Here is a 15,752-nt window from a genome sequence, read left to right as displayed (position 1 = left end):
AGGACAAAATCCCTTCCGCTGTTGGCCTACAACACTTTGCTCAAAAATGCTTTTGTCCTTTCTTCCTTCGGCGAATGAAATATCTGCCCGGGTTTTCCCGCCTCGATGATCCTCCCCTCGTCCATAAAGACGACCACATCGGCCACTTCCTGGGCGAAACCCATTTCATGGGTGACAACCACCATCGTCATTCCTTCTTGAGCCAGCTCTTTCATCACCGCCAGCACTTCTCCCACCAGCTCGGGGTCCAGTGCGGAAGTGGGTTCATCAAACAGCATCACTTTCGGCTGCATCGCCAGTGACCTGGCAATAGCGACCCGCTGTTTCTGCCCGCCGGATAAGGCGTGTGGATACACATGGGCTTTATCCGCCAATCCCACCTTTTCCAGCAGGCTCATGCCCATGGCTTCTGCTTTTTCCCGATCCGTTTTCTTCACATAGAGAGGTGCTTCGATGATGTTTTCCAGTACGCTCCGATGGGGAAACAGATGGAAATGTTGAAACACCATGCCCACTTGTTGGCGCACCTGGTTTAAATCGGTTTTGTCCGGATCAATCCGCTTCCCTTCGAGATAAATTTCGCCGCTGTCAGCCATTTCCAAAAAATTGAGACAGCGAAGCAACGTGCTCTTTCCCGAACCACTCGCTCCAATTATCACGACAACGTCGCCTTTTTGCACCTCGAGATCAATATCCTTGAGCACATGGAGGCTGCCGAATGATTTATTTAACTTCTCTGCGCGTATCAAGTTTTTGCACTCCTTTGTTCCACATCCAGTCTCGCTTCCAGCCGTGCGACTAAATAGGTGAAAATCAAAACCAGAACTAAATAGTACAATCCGTTGACGAAATAGGTTTCAAATTGCTGAAAGTTATCCGCCGCTGCACTGAGAGCCGCCGACCACAATTCCGTTCCCCCGATATAGGCGACGAGAGAAGAATCTTTTAAGCCGATGATAAACTGATTGCCAAGAGGCGGAATGGAACGCCGAAATGCCTGCGGCAAGATGATCCTGCGCATGGCCAGTCCGTAGGTCATCCCGAGGGACCGGGCTGCTTCCATCTGCCCTTTATCAATGGACTGAATCGCCCCCCGAAAGATTTCGGCAATATAGGCGGCGGCATGAATGCCGAGGGCGATGACACCTGCAGTAAAGGAATCCAACACGACCATTTCGGTCAATCCGAAATAAATGGTAAAAATCTGTACAATGAGCGGGGTGCCGCGAATCACGGTAATATAAATGTTGCTGATCCAATGGAGTATCCTGTTTCCGGAAATTTTGAAAAAGGCCAGAATCAGTCCCAGTCCCATCCCTAATACCAACGACCAAAAAGTGAGTTGAACGGTTTCCCAGGCAGCTTTTGAAAACCCCGCTAACGTAGTTTGAAAAATCTGAACGAAATCCATTTGGTTGAAGACTCACTCCTTCAGTTGAGACTCAGATGGATGAAACCCTTTCACTCACCTGTCAAAATATTCCGATCAAACCACTTGCGGCTGATCTTTTCATAGGTGCCGTCCTGAATGATTTGATCCAGAGCCTGATTCAATTTTTCCCTCAATTGCTCATTATCCGGGTGAACGGCGATGGCCATTTCATCCATCGTCAGCGGCTTTCCAATATCTCGAATCGGAAATTTCATATGCTTCATCGCGTACAGTCCTACCGCCTGGTCGGTGATCACCGCGTCAATGCGGCCGGTCGGCAAATCCTGAAGAGCGGTATTATCGCTGGTATATTCCACGATGTGAGGGGAATACTTTTTTGCCAAATCAATAAATGTGGTCGCTTTGACGACACCGATTTTCTTGCCTTTCAAATCTTCCGCTGTACGGATCGATGTATTGCCCGCCTTGACAAAAATCTGGGCACCGGAACGGTAATAAGGCTTGGTAAAGCCCACGGCTTTTTTCCGTTTTTCTGTAATTGCCATGCTGCCGATGATGGCATCATATTTTCTCGCCTGCAAACCGGCGATAATCGATTCCCAGGGGTTTGTGACCGGCTTTGGCTTAAGTCCCATTTCCTTGGCTAACGCTTTTCCGATCTCCACATCAAAACCGGATAAGGCTCCACCGTTCTGAGAATCGCGAAAGTTAAAGGGCTTATATAATCCGCTCATAGCAAAGGTCAACGTTCCTTCTTGCAAAGTCAGCCGGTTTTGTTGTGCTTGCGGTGTGCACGCCGCTATGAGGAGCAGAAGCAGCAAACAGACGGAACCGACAGATCTGATGACAAAGGTTCTTTCTTTACGAATCGGAAAAACCTCCCTGACTTTAAAAAGTAAGTGCGGAAGTTTTCCCCCGCACCTATTACCCCCATACCCTACTCCAATCAGCGATAAACATGAAGATGTTCAATTTAAATGTTCATTTGATCTCCTTCATTCGGACACAGAAAAAGCAGCTGGACAATCTCAGCTGCTTTTTCCGTCATCTTGCTTTTTATTGATCTGCCTGATTTGTGAAATCATCTGATCGGAAACAGCTCCCGGGCCTCCGACAACGACAATCTCATCAAAGAGGAAATTTTTCAGACTTTCGGCGATGGGTGCGGGAATGCTGTCCCTTTTCAGCAACAGGATGGGTTTCCCGGCTCCCGCATAGCTGCTTGCGGCCAGGGCGTTCCGGAAAATCGGTTCCGGTAACGATGAAGGCTTTGCCGGTCCCAATCCCCATCATCGACCGTGTTATATTTCAAAAAGATAAACAAATCATTTCCAAACCGCACACAAATGTTTCAAAATTGTAAACTTTTCAAGTATAGTACGGGAATGAGACCATAAAACAAGTTCCCAGTTCCTCCATATCCATTATGGTAATTTTTCCCCGCTGTTTTTCCACCAGCTCTTTAACCAGAGTCAGACCCAACCCCGTTCCTCCCGATCGCCGGGACCGATCCTTGTTCACCGTATAAAATGATTCAAAAATCTTGTCCCGAACCTCCATCCATCAGATCGACATAGGCTTTCATCACGGTTAAGGGGGTCTTAAATTCATGTCCGATACTTCCGATCAACCGTTTCTGTTTACGTTCAAGTTCTTTTAATGTATCCCACGCCTCGTTCAACTTTTCTTCTTTTTTCATCTGGGCGGGCCGCTCTTCCATCTGACCGCTCATCTCAAAGAGTTCATGACTCATCGCGCCCAGCTCATCCTTTCTTTTTAACGGGCAGAAGCTTCGATACTGCCCCAGTCGGATTTTTTTCACTGCTTCCTTTATTTTCAAAATCCTCCCGTCAATCCGCTAAAATACAGACATCCGAATAAACAGCTAACAGAAAAGATCACCATTCCGCTCTCAAAAAATTGCGTTCGCAGCGTGTCATACAAATCCATTCGCAGTTGAAGCGGGTATTTTTGCAAATCCCGCTCGACCCCGTAACAAACCCAAATCCATAACATACTCACTGCCAGCAGCAACAAACCAGCCAAAAAGATCACAGATTTAACCCAGATGACTGCAATTTAATCATTTTGATACAAATATCAAAAAATGATTAAAGGATGTAATGAAGAAGAAAAAAGACACCCCGTAGAAGAGGTGTCGCAAACCTGAAGAACCGAATCCGGTTTCATGCAAGCACAGGGACCGGGATCATCACCCAGTCTGTTTTCTTCATTTCCCGTGCCTGCTTTCCAATTCTCTCAGTACCTCGTCAAGCGGCAACTTTGCTTCCCGCAAGAGCACCAGCAGGTGATAGAAAAGATCGGCTGTTTCATAGCGAAGCTCATCTGCAGACCGGTTTTTGGCGGCGATGATCACTTCCGACGCTTCTTCCCCTACTTTTTTGAGGATCTTGTCCAATCCTTTTTCAAAAAGATAGGTGGTGTAAGCTCCTTCCGGGCGTTCCGCTTCCCGTGCCGCGATCAAAGACTCCAATCTGTTCAGGATCTCAAAGCGATGCCCCGCTTCCCATTCCACTCCTTCAAAACAGCTGTAACTTCCCTTATGGCAGGCGGGGCCGGCGGGAATCACCTGGACCAGAATGGCATCCGCATCACAATCGTAACTGAGCGAGACAACTTTTTGCGTATGGCCGGACGTTTCCCCTTTGTGCCAGAGAGCTTGGCGGGAACGGCTGTAAAACCAGGTTTCTTCCCTTGTGATGGTGAGCTCCAGCGATTCTTTGTTCATGTAGGCCAGTGTCAGCACTTCTTTGCTCACCGCATCCTGTACGATGGCCGGAACGAGTCCTTTTTCGTCATATTTAACTGAGGCCGGGTCAAACGTCAGTTTCAACGGATTTCGATCCCCCTCTCCCTCAGATAAGATTTTACTTTCCCGATCGAAACTTCCTGGAAATGGAAAATGGATGCAGCAAGAGCGGCGGCCGCCTTCGTTTGAGTAAATACATCCAAAAAGTGCCTTTCATGACCCGCTCCGCCGGAAGCGATGACCGGGACTTTTATTTCCTCGGAAATGGCTTGGGTGAGCGGAATATCATATCCGTCTTTGCGCCCGTCCTGATCCATGCTGGTCAGCAAAATCTCTCCGGCCCCCCGTTCGACGGCCTCTTTCGCCCACTCCACAGCCCGGAGTCCTGTTGCTTTTCGTCCGCCGTGTGTGTAGACAAACCAATCTTCCCGCTCTGAATCATAACGGGCATCGATCGCGACCACGATGCACTGGCTGCCAAAGCGGCGGGCCCCCGCTTCGATCAGTTCGGGGTTCAGGATGGCGGACGTGTTAATGGACACCTTATCCGCCCCGGCGCGCAGAATGTGAAACATGTCTTCCACTGAGCCGATTCCTCCCCCTACGGTAAAGGGGATGCTCAACTCTCCCGCGGCTCTCTCCACCACATCGAGCATGGTTTTTCTACCTTCATGAGAGGCGGAGATGTCGAGAAAGACCAGCTCATCGGCTCGTTCACGGTCATAAAGGGCCGCCAGTTCCACCGGATCGCCCGCATCGCGCAAGTTCACAAAGGAAACCCCTTTCACCACCCGTCCATCCTTTACATCGAGGCAGGGGATAATCCGTTTGGTAATCACTTGCCTTGCACCTCCGCAGCTGCTTTTAAGGCTTGCGGGAGTTGGACGGCTCCCGTATAAAGTGCTTTGCCGATAATTGCCCCGGCAACTCCTTCCCCCTGTACTTGAGCCAGCCGGCGAATATCTTCCAGGGACCGCACGCCGCCAGAAGCGATGACTGATTTTCCGCACGCCTGGGCCAGTGCCCGCACCGCCTCTACATTTACGCCTGACAACATTCCATCTCTGGATATATCTGTAAAAATAAATGTTTCCGCACCGTAGCTGACCATTTCCCGGGCCAATTCTTCCACACGAACCTCGGACAGGTCCAGCCAGCCGTGTGTGGCCACTTTGCCGTCGCGGGCGTCCAATCCGATGGCAATCTGTTTTCCGTACTGTGACAAGGCCTCCCGCACAAACTCGGGATGGTCGATTGCCGCGGAGCCGATGACGACCCGGCTTACTCCGATTCCCAGCAGTTTTTTTAGACGCTCCAGATCGCGGACTCCCCCGCCCACTTGCACCGGGACCGAACTGGCCTGTACCAGTTTTTCAATCACCGGCAAATTGACCATTTCCCCGGACCGGGCTGCATCCAAATCGACCAGATGCAGCCACTCGGCACCGGCTTCGATCCAGCGCTCTGCCATCTCGAGAGGGTCTTCCGCGTAGACGGTTTCCCGCTCGTAGTCGCCTTGCGTGAGCCGGACACATTTTCCGCCGCGGATATCGATGGCGGGATACAAGACAAACTCCATGGTTCTCTCACCTTTTTTCTATCCTTAAAGTAAATGATGCTCCTTTTGTAACATGGGGTTGTGAAAATGTGTTTCTATGTTTGTGCTTCCGGGGCGGTCGGCCGTTTTGGTCTCCGTGCTCTTGAGGCCGGCAAGGAGGTAAAACCGGCCGCTCCGGCCCTTTCACTACGTGCGCGGGTAAAACTCGCTGTCGCTCAAACACGTGACCCGCTTCCCCCTCCGCTGGGTACGGCGTCAAAGGCACTTCGTCCAATCACGGTTTCCCTGCACGATTTTGCAGCTCATCTCTTGATTGTATCAACCAGTCAGAATGTTTTCTGTGCAAAATAGACACGAATGAGCGGAGCGCACTTTGATCAGGGTTGCGACAAGCTGTCATGGACCGTTTATCAATCTTGATAAGACAAAACCAGCGGAGAAATCTTTTTTGCGACGAGTGACTCTGCCACCGCATCGGAACGGAGTCGCAAAAAAGATTTCGGAGCGGCCCTTCAAACAGACCCACCCTCATCCACGGTTTGTGTTCAATCGTCATGATCGTTTTCCGTAAAAGCGTATGGTGTAGTATGAGCGTTTCCGGGGATCATGCTTCGGACCGGCCTTCAACCAGATCCACCCTCATCCACGGACGGTCACTTTCTTCCTTTCCTGTGTCATCCGGGCAAACCGGTCGAGCAGCTGTAAGCCCAGTTCCCCGCTTTTCTCCGGATGGAATTGCATGCCGGCGATGCTGCCACGCGCCACAATGGCGGTCACGGTCTGGTAATAATCGGTGGTGGCGATCACGTCTTCATCATTGGCCGCTTGCACATGAAATGAATGGACAAAATAGACATGTCCTTCCGATAGTCCTCTGAATAAAGGATGAGGGTGTTTAAAGGTCAGCCAGTTCCAGCCCATGTGCGGAATGTTGTAATCCCCTTCAAAACGGATCACATGTCCCGGAAGCAGGTTGAGTCCCTGGTGATAACCGTATTCGTCACTGCTCGTAAATAAAAGTTGCATACCAAGGCAAATGCCCAGAAGCGGCTTTCCGTTCAGCGCCTCATCTTTGATAAGCGACACCAACCCCCTTGTTTCCAGCTCCCTCATCGCATCCCCAAAAGCACCTACTCCCGGCAAAATCATCCCCTCTGACTGACGGATCACTTCCGGATCGGAGGTAATCACACAAGGATGGTTCATTCTTTCCAGAGCCTTGCTCACACTGTGCAAATTGCCCATCCCGTAATCGATGACGGCGATCATTACAATACCCCCTTTGAGGAAGGAATCCCCTGCACGCGGGGATCGATTTGCGTCGCTTCATCCAGCGCCCGCCCCAACGCTTTGAACAAGGCCTCAATCATATGGTGGGTATTACGCCCGTAGTGCAAAATCACATGCACATTCATCCGCGCTTCCAGTGCCAGCTTCCAGAAAAATTCATGAACCAGCTCAGTCGCAAACGTGCCCACCTGGGCACCGGGGAAGTCCGCGCGAAATTCCAGGTGCGGGCGGTTGGAAAGGTCGACCACCACCTGTCCCAACGTCTCATCCATCGGGACAAATGCGTTCCCGTATCTGCGGATTCCCCGTTTATCCCCCAGGGCCTGGTGAAGGGCCTGACCCAGGCAGATGGCAATATCTTCCACTGTATGGTGATCATCCACCAGGGTGTCTCCTTTCGCTTTGACTTGCAAATCAAATTGGCCGTGCTTGGCAAATAAGTCGAGCATGTGTTCCAGAAACGGAACACCGGTGTTCAAATCCGTTCTTCCGGTTCCGTCAACCGTCAGTTTCAGCGAAATATCCGTTTCCAATGTCGTGCGTTTCACTGATCCCACGCGTACAAGATCAGCCAAGTTCTTCACCTTCTTCCTTTTGTTCCAGGCGGATTTTGACCGATGCGGCATGCGCTCCGAGTCCTTCCGCGTCTGCCAGGGCCATCACTTTTTCCGCATCTCGGAAAAGCGCTTCCCGGCTGTAAGAGATCACGCTTGTCTTTTTCATAAAATGATCCACATTCAGGGGCGAGAAGAAACGGGCTGTACCATTGGTAGGCAGAACATGGTTGGGACCGGCAAAATAATCGCCGACCGGCTCCGGGCTGTAGGGGCCGAGGAAAACCGCCCCTGCATGCTTGACATTCGCAAGCCAGTTCCAGGGTTCCTGAACCAACAGCTCCAGATGCTCCGGCGCCAGCTGGTTGGCCACCTCAAATGCTTCCGGCAGATCTTTCGTGATACAGATGGCTCCATGATTCCTGAGCGATGCTTCCGCAATCTCCTTTCGTTCCAACCGCTTGCATTGCCGGTCCAGTTCTTCCGCCACCCGGCTTGCCAGTTTCGGGGACGGGGTGATCAGGACGGCAGAAGCCATTGGGTCATGTTCCGCTTGCGAAAGCAAGTCTGCTGCCACAAAGGCCGGATTGGCCGTTTCATCTGCGATCACCACGATCTCGCTCGGCCCGGCAATGCTGTCGATATCCACCAGCCCGTAGACGGCTTGTTTGGCAAGCGCTACGAAGATATTGCCGGGTCCGACGATTTTGTCCACGGCGGGAACCGACTCCGTCCCGTAGGCGAGAGCTGCGATGGCCTGGGCACCCCCGACTTTATAGATCTTTTTCACCCCGGCGATTTTTGCCGCCACCAGCGTGGGAGCGTAGACCGTCCCATCTTCCCGGGGAGGGGTGACCATGACAATCTCTTTGACTCCGGCAACCCGGGCGGGGATGACGTTCATCAACACGGACGATGGATAGGCGGCCCGGCCCCCCGGTACATAAACGCCCACCTTTTCCAGCGGGAGAACGAGTTGTCCCAAGATGGTTCCGTCTTCGGCCGTTTCCATCCAGGAAGTCCGCTTCTGCTTTTCATGATAACGGCGGATGCGTTCGGCCGCTTCCCGCAATGCCTGGACAAATCCATCATCCACTTGCTCCAGCGCTTGATCGATTTCTTGCGGCTTGACCTCGAGCGAATCCAGCTTGGCGCCGTCAAACCGTTCCGTCAATCGAAACAGAGCCCGATCCCCTTCCTCTTTCACCTGCCCGAGAATCCTCCGTACAATCCTCCGCTGCTCTTCTGTTCCGTTATCGACTTCCCGCTTGATTTGAAAATTTGCCGGGTCAACGATCCGGATCATACCACTACCCCTCTCTGCACCACTTTTGCCAGACGGTCGCACACCGAATGGATGAGTTCGTTTTTTAACCGGTAACTGGCCCGGTTTGCGATTAAACGGGAAGTGACCGTCGTGATCTGTTCCAGTTCCACCAGTCCGTTCTCCCGCAGCGTTTTGCCGGTCGAAACAATATCGACGATCCGGTCGGCCAATCCGATCAATGGCGCCAACTCGATGGAACCGTTCAGATGAATCACTTCCACTTGCTGTCCCTGTTCTTTAAAATAACGTTCCGCGATCCCCGGATATTTCGTCGCCACCCGCGGATGCAAAGGAGGACTCCAATCAGGCATTCCCGCGACAGCGATCCGGCAAGGGCTGATTTTCAGATCCAGGAGCTCGTACACATCTCTGGAGACTTCCAGCAGCACATCTTTCCCGACCACTCCCAGATCAGCCACTCCGTATTCAACATATGTGGGAACATCCATGGGTTTGGCAAGAAAAAAGGAGAGATTCGCACCCGGCAGTGAAACGATCAACTTGCGGGAATCGGCATCTAAATCGGGAGGGGCAGGCAGGCCGGCTTTGCGCCAAAGGGCCAATGCCTCTTCAAAGATGCGCCCTTTCGGCATGGCGATCGTTAAATCAGACATCCTGCACACCTCCTTCACCGATGATCAGCAACCGATCATAAATCCCCGCATACCGGGCAGTTTTTTTTCCGGACGTCAGTCTGTGCGTCACGACGATCCGCCCTTCCTGTCTCATCCGGCGAGCCTGTTCAATCGCTTGTTTTTTGGCCGACGGATGGTAAAACAAGCCCACTTTTTCAGGCTCGTTCGCAGTGACGGGACATGCTTCCATCAAACGGTCGGTTTTTAAAGCGAAACCGGTGGCAGCCAGGGGCCGGTCAAAGGAGTCGTACAAACGGTCGTACCTGCCGCCGCTGAGCAAGGGGAATCCTTGTCCGGCGGCATACCCTTCAAAATAAACCCCTGTGTAATAACCAAGGCTACCCACCAGACTGGGATCGAACGAAACATAGGAAGCCAGTCCGTGATCTTCCAAATGGCTCCAAACTTCTTCCAAATAACGAACCGCATCCAGAACGACCGGAGAGCCGGAGCGGGAAGCAAGACCGGATAAATGACGGCGGTTCTGAATCAAACGGGGCAGAGAGAGCAGCTCTTCTTTGGCCGCTTCCCCGATATTTAGATGCTGTACCCGTTCGCGAAAGCCCACCACATCCCGTCTTCCGAGATCTTCTTTCAGACGGATCCGCACATCTTCATCGTCTACCCGCTCACGTATCAACCCATCCAATAATCCCACATGGCCCACCGTCAGCTGAAACTGCCGGATTTCACAGGCTTGGAGCGCTTCGATGGCCAGCGCGATCACTTCTGCATCCGCTTCCGCACCGGATTCGCCGATCAGTTCGACGCCGGACTGATAAAACTCCGCATTGCGTCCCGCTTCATTCTCCTGTGCCCGAAACACGCTTGCATGGTAAAACAGGCGGAGCGGCAAAGGTTCGTGCTTCAGGACCGAAGAAACCAACCGGGCGATCGGCGCTGTCTGGTCCGGGCGCAACACCAGCATGTTCCCTTCCCGGTCTATGCATTTGAACATTTTCTGCTCCGGAATCGCGCTCGCATTTCCCACGGTATCGTAATACTCCAACGTTGGCGTGCATACTTCCTGATAACCCCACAGTTCAAACCGGGTTTGCACCCGATGTTCGATCATTCGCTTTTTCGACGCCAGCGGGGGTGGAAAGTCGCGAAATCCCGTTGGTTTTTCAAAGGTGTGCGGTTTTGTCATCCGTTTCACTCCTCGCCGCACTTTAGTTTGCTAATATACTAAAGCATCCGTTGCTTCCTAGTATAACACGGGGATTCCCTATTGGCTATCCTTGGCGGATACCATTCTCATCCATTCAGCCATTTTCTCCAGGGCTTTGCGGCGGTATGAATAGCGGAGACGATCTTCTACAGGCATTTCGTTTAAAGCTCTGTGTTCTCCTTCCGGCACAAAGATGGGATCAAAAGGAAAGCCCGGTTCCGGTCTGATTTTCTCCGATATCGATTCGATGATCCGGCCCCTGGTTACTCCCGAAAACGTCCGGATCTGCCCATCCCAGCAAACGGCCACGGTTCCTTCAAACCAGGCTTCGCGGGATTCCCCTGCCAACAGTTTCGCCACCCCCCGGTAGCCGATCCGATGAAATACCCGTTTCGTCAATACTCCGGGAAATTGCGGATAGGCGGCAAAATAAATCCCGGCATCATCCACCATCACCCGAGTCATCCCCCGTTCCATCACCTGCTTCAGTTTAATCCGTGCCACTTCCTCCATCGTGCCGGCATCCGGCTCGGACAACTCCACAGGCACCGGGACGACTTCGATTCCGAGCGGCCCCAAGATCCGGCCAGCCTCCCACAGCTTGCCTTCATTCTGTGTAGCAAAAAATATCTTCAACTCTCTTCCCTCCAACCACTGAAATCTATGCACAAGTGATCGTAATCAAATGCGGAAATTTGCTGTAAAGGAAAATTGCATGGATTTCTCGAAATATGTTCTCTGGTTTCATGTTTATAAATAATAATCTACTACTTTTTTCAGTGAAATAGGAGGGTTCTATGAATCCGGATCTGAAACGGGCAAGCCTGCTCAGGAAACAAGGTCAATATGAGTCTGCCCGAGAACTTCTGCTCCAACTCATTCGGACATCTCCGGATGATCCGGCTCTTTGGTTGGAATGCGCTTTTACGCATGACGCGATGGGCCTTGAAAAGGAAGCCGTTCCCTATTATGAAAAAGCCATCCGCCTGGGGCTTCCGGAACCCTTGCTGGCAGAAGCCTACCTGGGATTGGGCAGTACCTACCGCTGTTTGGGAGAATACGATAAGTCCCTGCGCACACTGGAGGAAGGATGCAGAAAATTCCCCGATGACCGCGCCCTTCAAACCTTTCTGGCGATGACTTGCTATAATCTGGGCGAGCATGCCCGCAGTATGGAGATCATGCTGACGCAGTTGGCGGAAACAACCAATGACACAAATCTGTCAAAATATCGGCGAGCCCTTCTGTTTTATGCGGATAAATTGGATCAGATCTTCCGGTAAACGGGCGCTCCTTCTCCGAACACGGACAAAAAAACGAAGCCTCTTGCGAATAAAAAAATAAAAGGACCGTTCGGAGCGAAAGGGGAGGACGTACAACATGCAACATCTCGGAACCATCTTTCTCATTGCGGGAGTCGTCCTCGAACTTGTGGGAATCTATCTCGTTTATCGGGGAAAAAGCTCTTCCTTGGAACCCATTATTTTAGGGCTCCTGTGCTTTCTGGTTGGCTTCCTGGCATGGTAGGAGCCACTCGCCATACTATAAAGAGACCAAAAAAACTTAACCGCAGACCGGTTAAGTTTTTTGCATATACAGGAAAAATCTCTGCCTGAAACAGAACAAATGTGGTATCCTACAGAACGAAGAGTTTTTGCCCGGAACCTGACCAAACGCGAAGAATGACCGGAAAGGAAGCTACTGATGATCTACTCGTCGCTCCGCAAACTATTATTTCAAATGAATCCCGAAACGGCACACGACTGGACCATCCGCAGTTTGAAGATGATGCAGGCAGCTCCCGTTCTCAGAAAGATGTACCACCAGGTGATGTCCGTATACGATCCCCGGCTGGCCACCACATGTTGGGGACTCACCTTCCCAAACCCTGTGGGATTGGCGGCAGGCTTTGATAAACACGCCAATGTCTATCCTGCCCTGGCCGCGCTCGGCTTCGGCTTTGTGGAAGTGGGGACCTTAACCCCGCGCCCTCAACCGGGGAATCCCGCCCCCCGTCTGTTTCGGCTGCCTGAGGATCAAGGGTTGATCAACCGCATGGGTTTTAATAACCACGGGGTGGAAGAAGCGAGACAATCCTTTGAACACCTGCCGCGCCCGCACATCCCGATCGGGATCAACCTGGGAAAGAATAAGGATACCCCAAACGAACGGGCATCCGATGATTACCTCACCGGCTTGGAAACTCTCTATCCATACGGCGATTACTTTGTCATCAACATCAGTTCCCCGAATACCAAAGGCTTGCGGGACTTGCAGCATGTGGATGCGCTCAGGGAACTCACCTCCGCCGTTTTGACCAAGCGGAACGAGCTGGCGGACAGGACGGGCCGTCATCGCCCCGTCCTGCTTAAAATCGCTCCCGATTTATCGCCGGAAGAGCTGTCAGAGATTGTCCATACCGCTCTTCACCTGGGGATGGACGGAATTATCGCCACCAATACGACTCTATCCCGGGAAGGGCTGAAATCCCCGCACAAAGGGGAAGCCGGGGGACTGAGCGGAAAACCTCTCACCCACCGTTCGACTGAACTCATTCGCCACATCTATTCCATCACCCAGGGTCAAGTTCCGATCATCGGTGTGGGAGGCATTTTCACCGGAACAGACGCCTATGAAAAAATCCGGGCCGGCGCCAATCTGATTCAAGTTTATACGGGTATGATCTACCGGGGTCCTTCGATTGCGAAGCGGATCAATGAAGAATTACTCCAACTGCTGGAACGGGACAACTTCTCCTCGATTCAGGATGCTGTCGGCCTGGATCAGAAATAAGCTGAGCCATTCATCAGGCTCGGCTTAATTTATTTCAGCACCATTCTGCTTTCCGTCACCGCTTCGTGCCCTAGAGCGCGGGTTGACAGTAGCATACTTTATTATTCGGAAGAAGATCTCTACCAGCTATTCCGGAAGCTTGATACAAATGGACCGGGATATTCAGAATCTGACCCTCCCTTTCCCCCCATCGAATGCATCGGATTTGCTTCATTGCGCTTTTTCGATCATTACAAGATTTAGAAGGAAAAGTATCCTTGCGTAAAATGGAAAAATTTTTTGAATATTCCTTGACAGGTATATTCCCGTTTTGGTATATTGAAAAGGAAAGAAAAACACCATCCGCGAAAAAAGCAAACGGATCATGCGCGGTTATTCGATCAAACGAAGAGAGGAAGTGACGTACTGATATGAAAAAAACAAAAATATTCTACTGGGTCTTTACAGGTCCGTTGGCAGCATTCATGCTGCTCAGCTCTATTCCCGATCTAATGTCTTCTCCGGATGCCGTTGCTGTATTTAACCATTTGGGTTATCCTGCCTATCTCCTTCCCTTTCTTGGAGTTGCTAAATTATTAGGAGTAGTGGCGATCCTTGTGCCCGGTTTTCCGAGAATTAAGGAGTGGGCTTATGCCGGCTTTGTATTTGATTTAACGGGTGCTATGTATTCAAGTATATCTGTGGGCGACCCTGCCAGCGGATGGCTGATTTTTTTGATTGGATACATTTTGATCGCCGGTTCCTATGTCTTCCATCATAAAAAACTAAAAGCCGCTGCCCCCAGTAGTCAGAATAGCTTAACTTTAGATCAGCACTAACAGGACAACATGGGCTCCCCGATCCGCACACAGGGAGCTCAAAACGAGCAAGGAAGCACACTCTATGGTGACGGGATTTGCAGGAGCCTCGGGCCAGCTTGAGGATTACCTGGCCAGGGCGTCATTTTAAAATGAGTTTCCCGTTCATGTGACTGAGCCGCTATACGGCTCTTTTTCCATTTATAAGGCATACAACGGCAAAATTACCCTTCAGGAAACGTTGGTATGATTTATATTCACATTTGATCTGCCTAAATGAATATATTTTGCGAACCAAACTCACCTGTCCGGAAAAACGTTCGTATTTTTTCGCCTTTTCCCTCTTGAAATACGAACATATATTCGTATATCATTATGGACAAGGAAGGTGATCGATGTGAATATACTTGACTTCTACAAATGGATCGAGGAAAACCGATTTGTCCTCCCTGTCCGGCACGAGAAGCAGCCGAAATCCGGACACAAACAAAAAAAGTACCAGCCTCCGGTCATCGATGAAGATCAGCTCGAGTACATGAGCTTTATTCTTGAAGAAGCATTCGACATGAAAAAACCGGTGTTGGTTACATATGCCGGGAGATACTCCCCGTTGCAATTTTACGGACGAATCAGCAAAATCAATCCTTATGAGGGCTGGTTTGTCATCGTCAACGGGGAGATTCGCAAGAAGATTCCGTATACGAAATTGATGGATGTCGATTGGTTTTAGATTCGTTTTTCCCATCCTTCGGGATGGGTGGTTTATTTGGCGAGGTGAAAATGGAGGGCCCTTTTGACAGACTAACGGCCGTGAGTTGTTCATCTCATCCATGCATGAAAACCATGCGAGCGATACCAAGCTCAAACAAACTCCGTCAGATCGATTCCGGAACAAAAGCAGCGAGAGGAGCGGGTCACGCAACAGGTGGTTTTAGCTCAAGCACAGTAAATTTTCAAACAAAAGAAAAGGACGGGATGGGTTTCCTGTCCTCACGCTAATCGGCTATTCCTTTGATTCTCATAATCGCAATGGTTCTTGCCTGGTATTCTAACGCCTCGAAGGAATCAGACTCTTTCCACTTCCGCTTTTCCATGCATTCCAGGCAAATAGGGAGCTCATCCCCGTCCATTTTGACCAAGCGGACATTTTTGCGGTGCCTAAACTCCAGGCAGCAAGAACAAAAGGCCGAGAGACTCGTCAGACTTGGATGAGGGCCCTTCAAGATCATATCTCTCAACTCTTCTTCAATCTTAATAGCCAATTGACGAATCAGCTCTTCCTTATTTCTGGACATCTGCATCCCTCTTCCGCTCTTCTCGTTTCTCTTTTCTCGACCCTCAACGATTTCAAAACATTATGTAATTTTTCTGAAAAAATAAATAAAAATTCGCGAGCTCATATCCGTCAAAAAGCAGCAGCCCGGTGGGGGATTCAGATTGAAACCTGTGGAGTTGGAGCCAGAT

At 50.9% G+C, this 15,752-nt stretch carries 21 protein-coding genes; 5 read left to right on the top strand and 16 right to left on the bottom strand.

Going from position 1 to position 15,752, the window contains the following annotated elements; all coding sequences use genetic code 11:
- Window positions 1-26: 26 nt before the first annotated feature.
- From BMW55_RS13785 to BMW55_RS13705, 15 genes are all read right to left on the bottom strand, one after another.
- Window positions 27-749, bottom strand: a complete 723-nt coding sequence (locus BMW55_RS13785; RefSeq protein WP_089970389.1) for an amino acid ABC transporter ATP-binding protein — start codon at window positions 747-749, stop codon at window positions 27-29.
- Window positions 746-1,411: an amino acid ABC transporter permease gene (locus BMW55_RS13780; protein WP_089970387.1), complete on the bottom strand. Its 666-nt coding sequence runs from the start codon at window positions 1,409-1,411 to the stop codon at window positions 746-748. The genes BMW55_RS13785 and BMW55_RS13780 overlap by 4 nt, the downstream gene beginning before the upstream one ends.
- Before the next feature lie 50 nt (window positions 1,412-1,461).
- Window positions 1,462-2,238, bottom strand: a complete 777-nt coding sequence (locus BMW55_RS13775; protein ID WP_425283866.1) for an ABC transporter substrate-binding protein — start codon at window positions 2,236-2,238, stop codon at window positions 1,462-1,464.
- 183 nt (window positions 2,239-2,421) lie between these two features.
- Window positions 2,422-2,676, bottom strand: coding sequence for a cell wall-binding repeat-containing protein (locus BMW55_RS13770; protein WP_089970381.1), 255 nt, complete (start codon window positions 2,674-2,676; stop codon window positions 2,422-2,424).
- 85 nt (window positions 2,677-2,761) lie between these two features.
- A complete protein-coding gene (locus tag BMW55_RS13765) occupies window positions 2,762-2,953 on the bottom strand; it encodes an ATP-binding protein (protein ID WP_089970378.1) in 192 nt (63 codons plus the stop codon).
- The gene (locus BMW55_RS13760) at window positions 2,928-3,233 is read right to left on the bottom strand and encodes a hypothetical protein (RefSeq protein ID WP_089970375.1); all 306 of its coding nucleotides are present in this window, start codon (window positions 3,231-3,233) and stop codon (window positions 2,928-2,930) included. Before BMW55_RS13760 ends, BMW55_RS13765 begins: the two co-directional genes overlap by 26 nt.
- Window positions 3,234-3,623: 390 nt before the next feature.
- Window positions 3,624-4,247: a bifunctional phosphoribosyl-AMP cyclohydrolase/phosphoribosyl-ATP diphosphatase HisIE gene (gene hisIE, locus BMW55_RS13750; protein ID WP_244527565.1), complete on the bottom strand. Its 624-nt coding sequence runs from the start codon at window positions 4,245-4,247 to the stop codon at window positions 3,624-3,626.
- A complete protein-coding gene (gene hisF, locus BMW55_RS13745; protein ID WP_089970369.1) occupies window positions 4,244-5,002 on the bottom strand; it encodes an imidazole glycerol phosphate synthase subunit HisF in 759 nt (252 codons plus the stop codon). The genes hisIE and hisF overlap by 4 nt, the downstream gene beginning before the upstream one ends.
- Window positions 4,999-5,742: a 1-(5-phosphoribosyl)-5-[(5-phosphoribosylamino)methylideneamino]imidazole-4-carboxamide isomerase gene (gene hisA, locus BMW55_RS13740; RefSeq protein WP_089970366.1), complete on the bottom strand. Its 744-nt coding sequence runs from the start codon at window positions 5,740-5,742 to the stop codon at window positions 4,999-5,001. The genes hisF and hisA overlap by 4 nt, the downstream gene beginning before the upstream one ends.
- Before the next feature lie 618 nt (window positions 5,743-6,360).
- A complete protein-coding gene (gene hisH, locus BMW55_RS13730; protein ID WP_089970359.1) occupies window positions 6,361-6,990 on the bottom strand; it encodes an imidazole glycerol phosphate synthase subunit HisH in 630 nt (209 codons plus the stop codon).
- A complete protein-coding gene (gene hisB, locus BMW55_RS13725; protein ID WP_425283865.1) occupies window positions 6,990-7,568 on the bottom strand; it encodes an imidazoleglycerol-phosphate dehydratase HisB in 579 nt (192 codons plus the stop codon). The genes hisH and hisB overlap by 1 nt, the downstream gene beginning before the upstream one ends.
- Window positions 7,569-7,578: 10 nt before the next feature.
- Window positions 7,579-8,871 (bottom strand): histidinol dehydrogenase, encoded by a 1,293-nt coding sequence (hisD, locus tag BMW55_RS13720; RefSeq protein WP_170839939.1) that lies wholly within the window; start codon window positions 8,869-8,871, stop codon window positions 7,579-7,581.
- A complete protein-coding gene (gene hisG / locus BMW55_RS13715; RefSeq protein WP_089970352.1) occupies window positions 8,868-9,506 on the bottom strand; it encodes an ATP phosphoribosyltransferase in 639 nt (212 codons plus the stop codon). Before hisG ends, hisD begins: the two co-directional genes overlap by 4 nt.
- A complete protein-coding gene (hisZ, locus tag BMW55_RS13710) occupies window positions 9,499-10,677 on the bottom strand; it encodes an ATP phosphoribosyltransferase regulatory subunit (protein WP_089970349.1) in 1,179 nt (392 codons plus the stop codon). The genes hisG and hisZ overlap by 8 nt, the downstream gene beginning before the upstream one ends.
- Before the next feature lie 78 nt (window positions 10,678-10,755).
- Window positions 10,756-11,334: a non-canonical purine NTP pyrophosphatase gene (locus tag BMW55_RS13705; RefSeq protein ID WP_170839938.1), complete on the bottom strand. Its 579-nt coding sequence runs from the start codon at window positions 11,332-11,334 to the stop codon at window positions 10,756-10,758.
- 161 nt (window positions 11,335-11,495) lie between these two features.
- On the opposite strand from BMW55_RS13705, the gene BMW55_RS13700 reads away from it, so the two are divergent.
- The 5 genes from BMW55_RS13700 to BMW55_RS13685 all read left to right on the top strand — a co-directional run bounded on the left by BMW55_RS13700 (window position 11,496) and on the right by BMW55_RS13685 (window position 15,018).
- On the top strand, window positions 11,496-11,981 hold the full coding sequence (locus tag BMW55_RS13700; protein WP_089970342.1) for a tetratricopeptide repeat protein: 486 nt from the start codon (window positions 11,496-11,498) through the stop codon (window positions 11,979-11,981).
- A 97-nt stretch (window positions 11,982-12,078) separates the two neighbouring features.
- On the top strand, window positions 12,079-12,225 hold the full coding sequence (locus BMW55_RS19475) for a hypothetical protein (RefSeq protein ID WP_170839937.1): 147 nt from the start codon (window positions 12,079-12,081) through the stop codon (window positions 12,223-12,225).
- Window positions 12,226-12,405: 180 nt separating this feature from the next.
- Window positions 12,406-13,491 (top strand): quinone-dependent dihydroorotate dehydrogenase, encoded by a 1,086-nt coding sequence (locus tag BMW55_RS13695; RefSeq protein ID WP_089970508.1) that lies wholly within the window; start codon window positions 12,406-12,408, stop codon window positions 13,489-13,491.
- Between the two features lie 410 nt (window positions 13,492-13,901).
- Window positions 13,902-14,309, top strand: a complete 408-nt coding sequence (locus BMW55_RS13690) for a DoxX family protein (protein ID WP_089970338.1) — start codon at window positions 13,902-13,904, stop codon at window positions 14,307-14,309.
- Window positions 14,310-14,685: 376 nt separating this feature from the next.
- A complete protein-coding gene (locus BMW55_RS13685; protein ID WP_170839936.1) occupies window positions 14,686-15,018 on the top strand; it encodes a YolD-like family protein in 333 nt (110 codons plus the stop codon).
- A gap of 265 nt (window positions 15,019-15,283) precedes the next feature.
- Here BMW55_RS13685 and BMW55_RS13680 read toward each other — a convergent pair whose 3' ends face one another.
- Window positions 15,284-15,583 carry a hypothetical protein gene (locus BMW55_RS13680; protein ID WP_089970332.1) on the bottom strand — a complete coding sequence of 100 codons (300 nt, stop codon included), beginning with the start codon at window positions 15,581-15,583 and terminating at the stop codon, window positions 15,284-15,286.
- Window positions 15,584-15,752: the final 169 nt, after the last annotated feature.

Source organism: Lihuaxuella thermophila, assembly GCF_900110165.1.
Taxonomy (GTDB): Bacteria; Bacillota; Bacilli; order Thermoactinomycetales; family Thermoactinomycetaceae; genus Lihuaxuella; species Lihuaxuella thermophila.
This window is presented reverse-complemented; position numbering and strand designations above follow the sequence as displayed.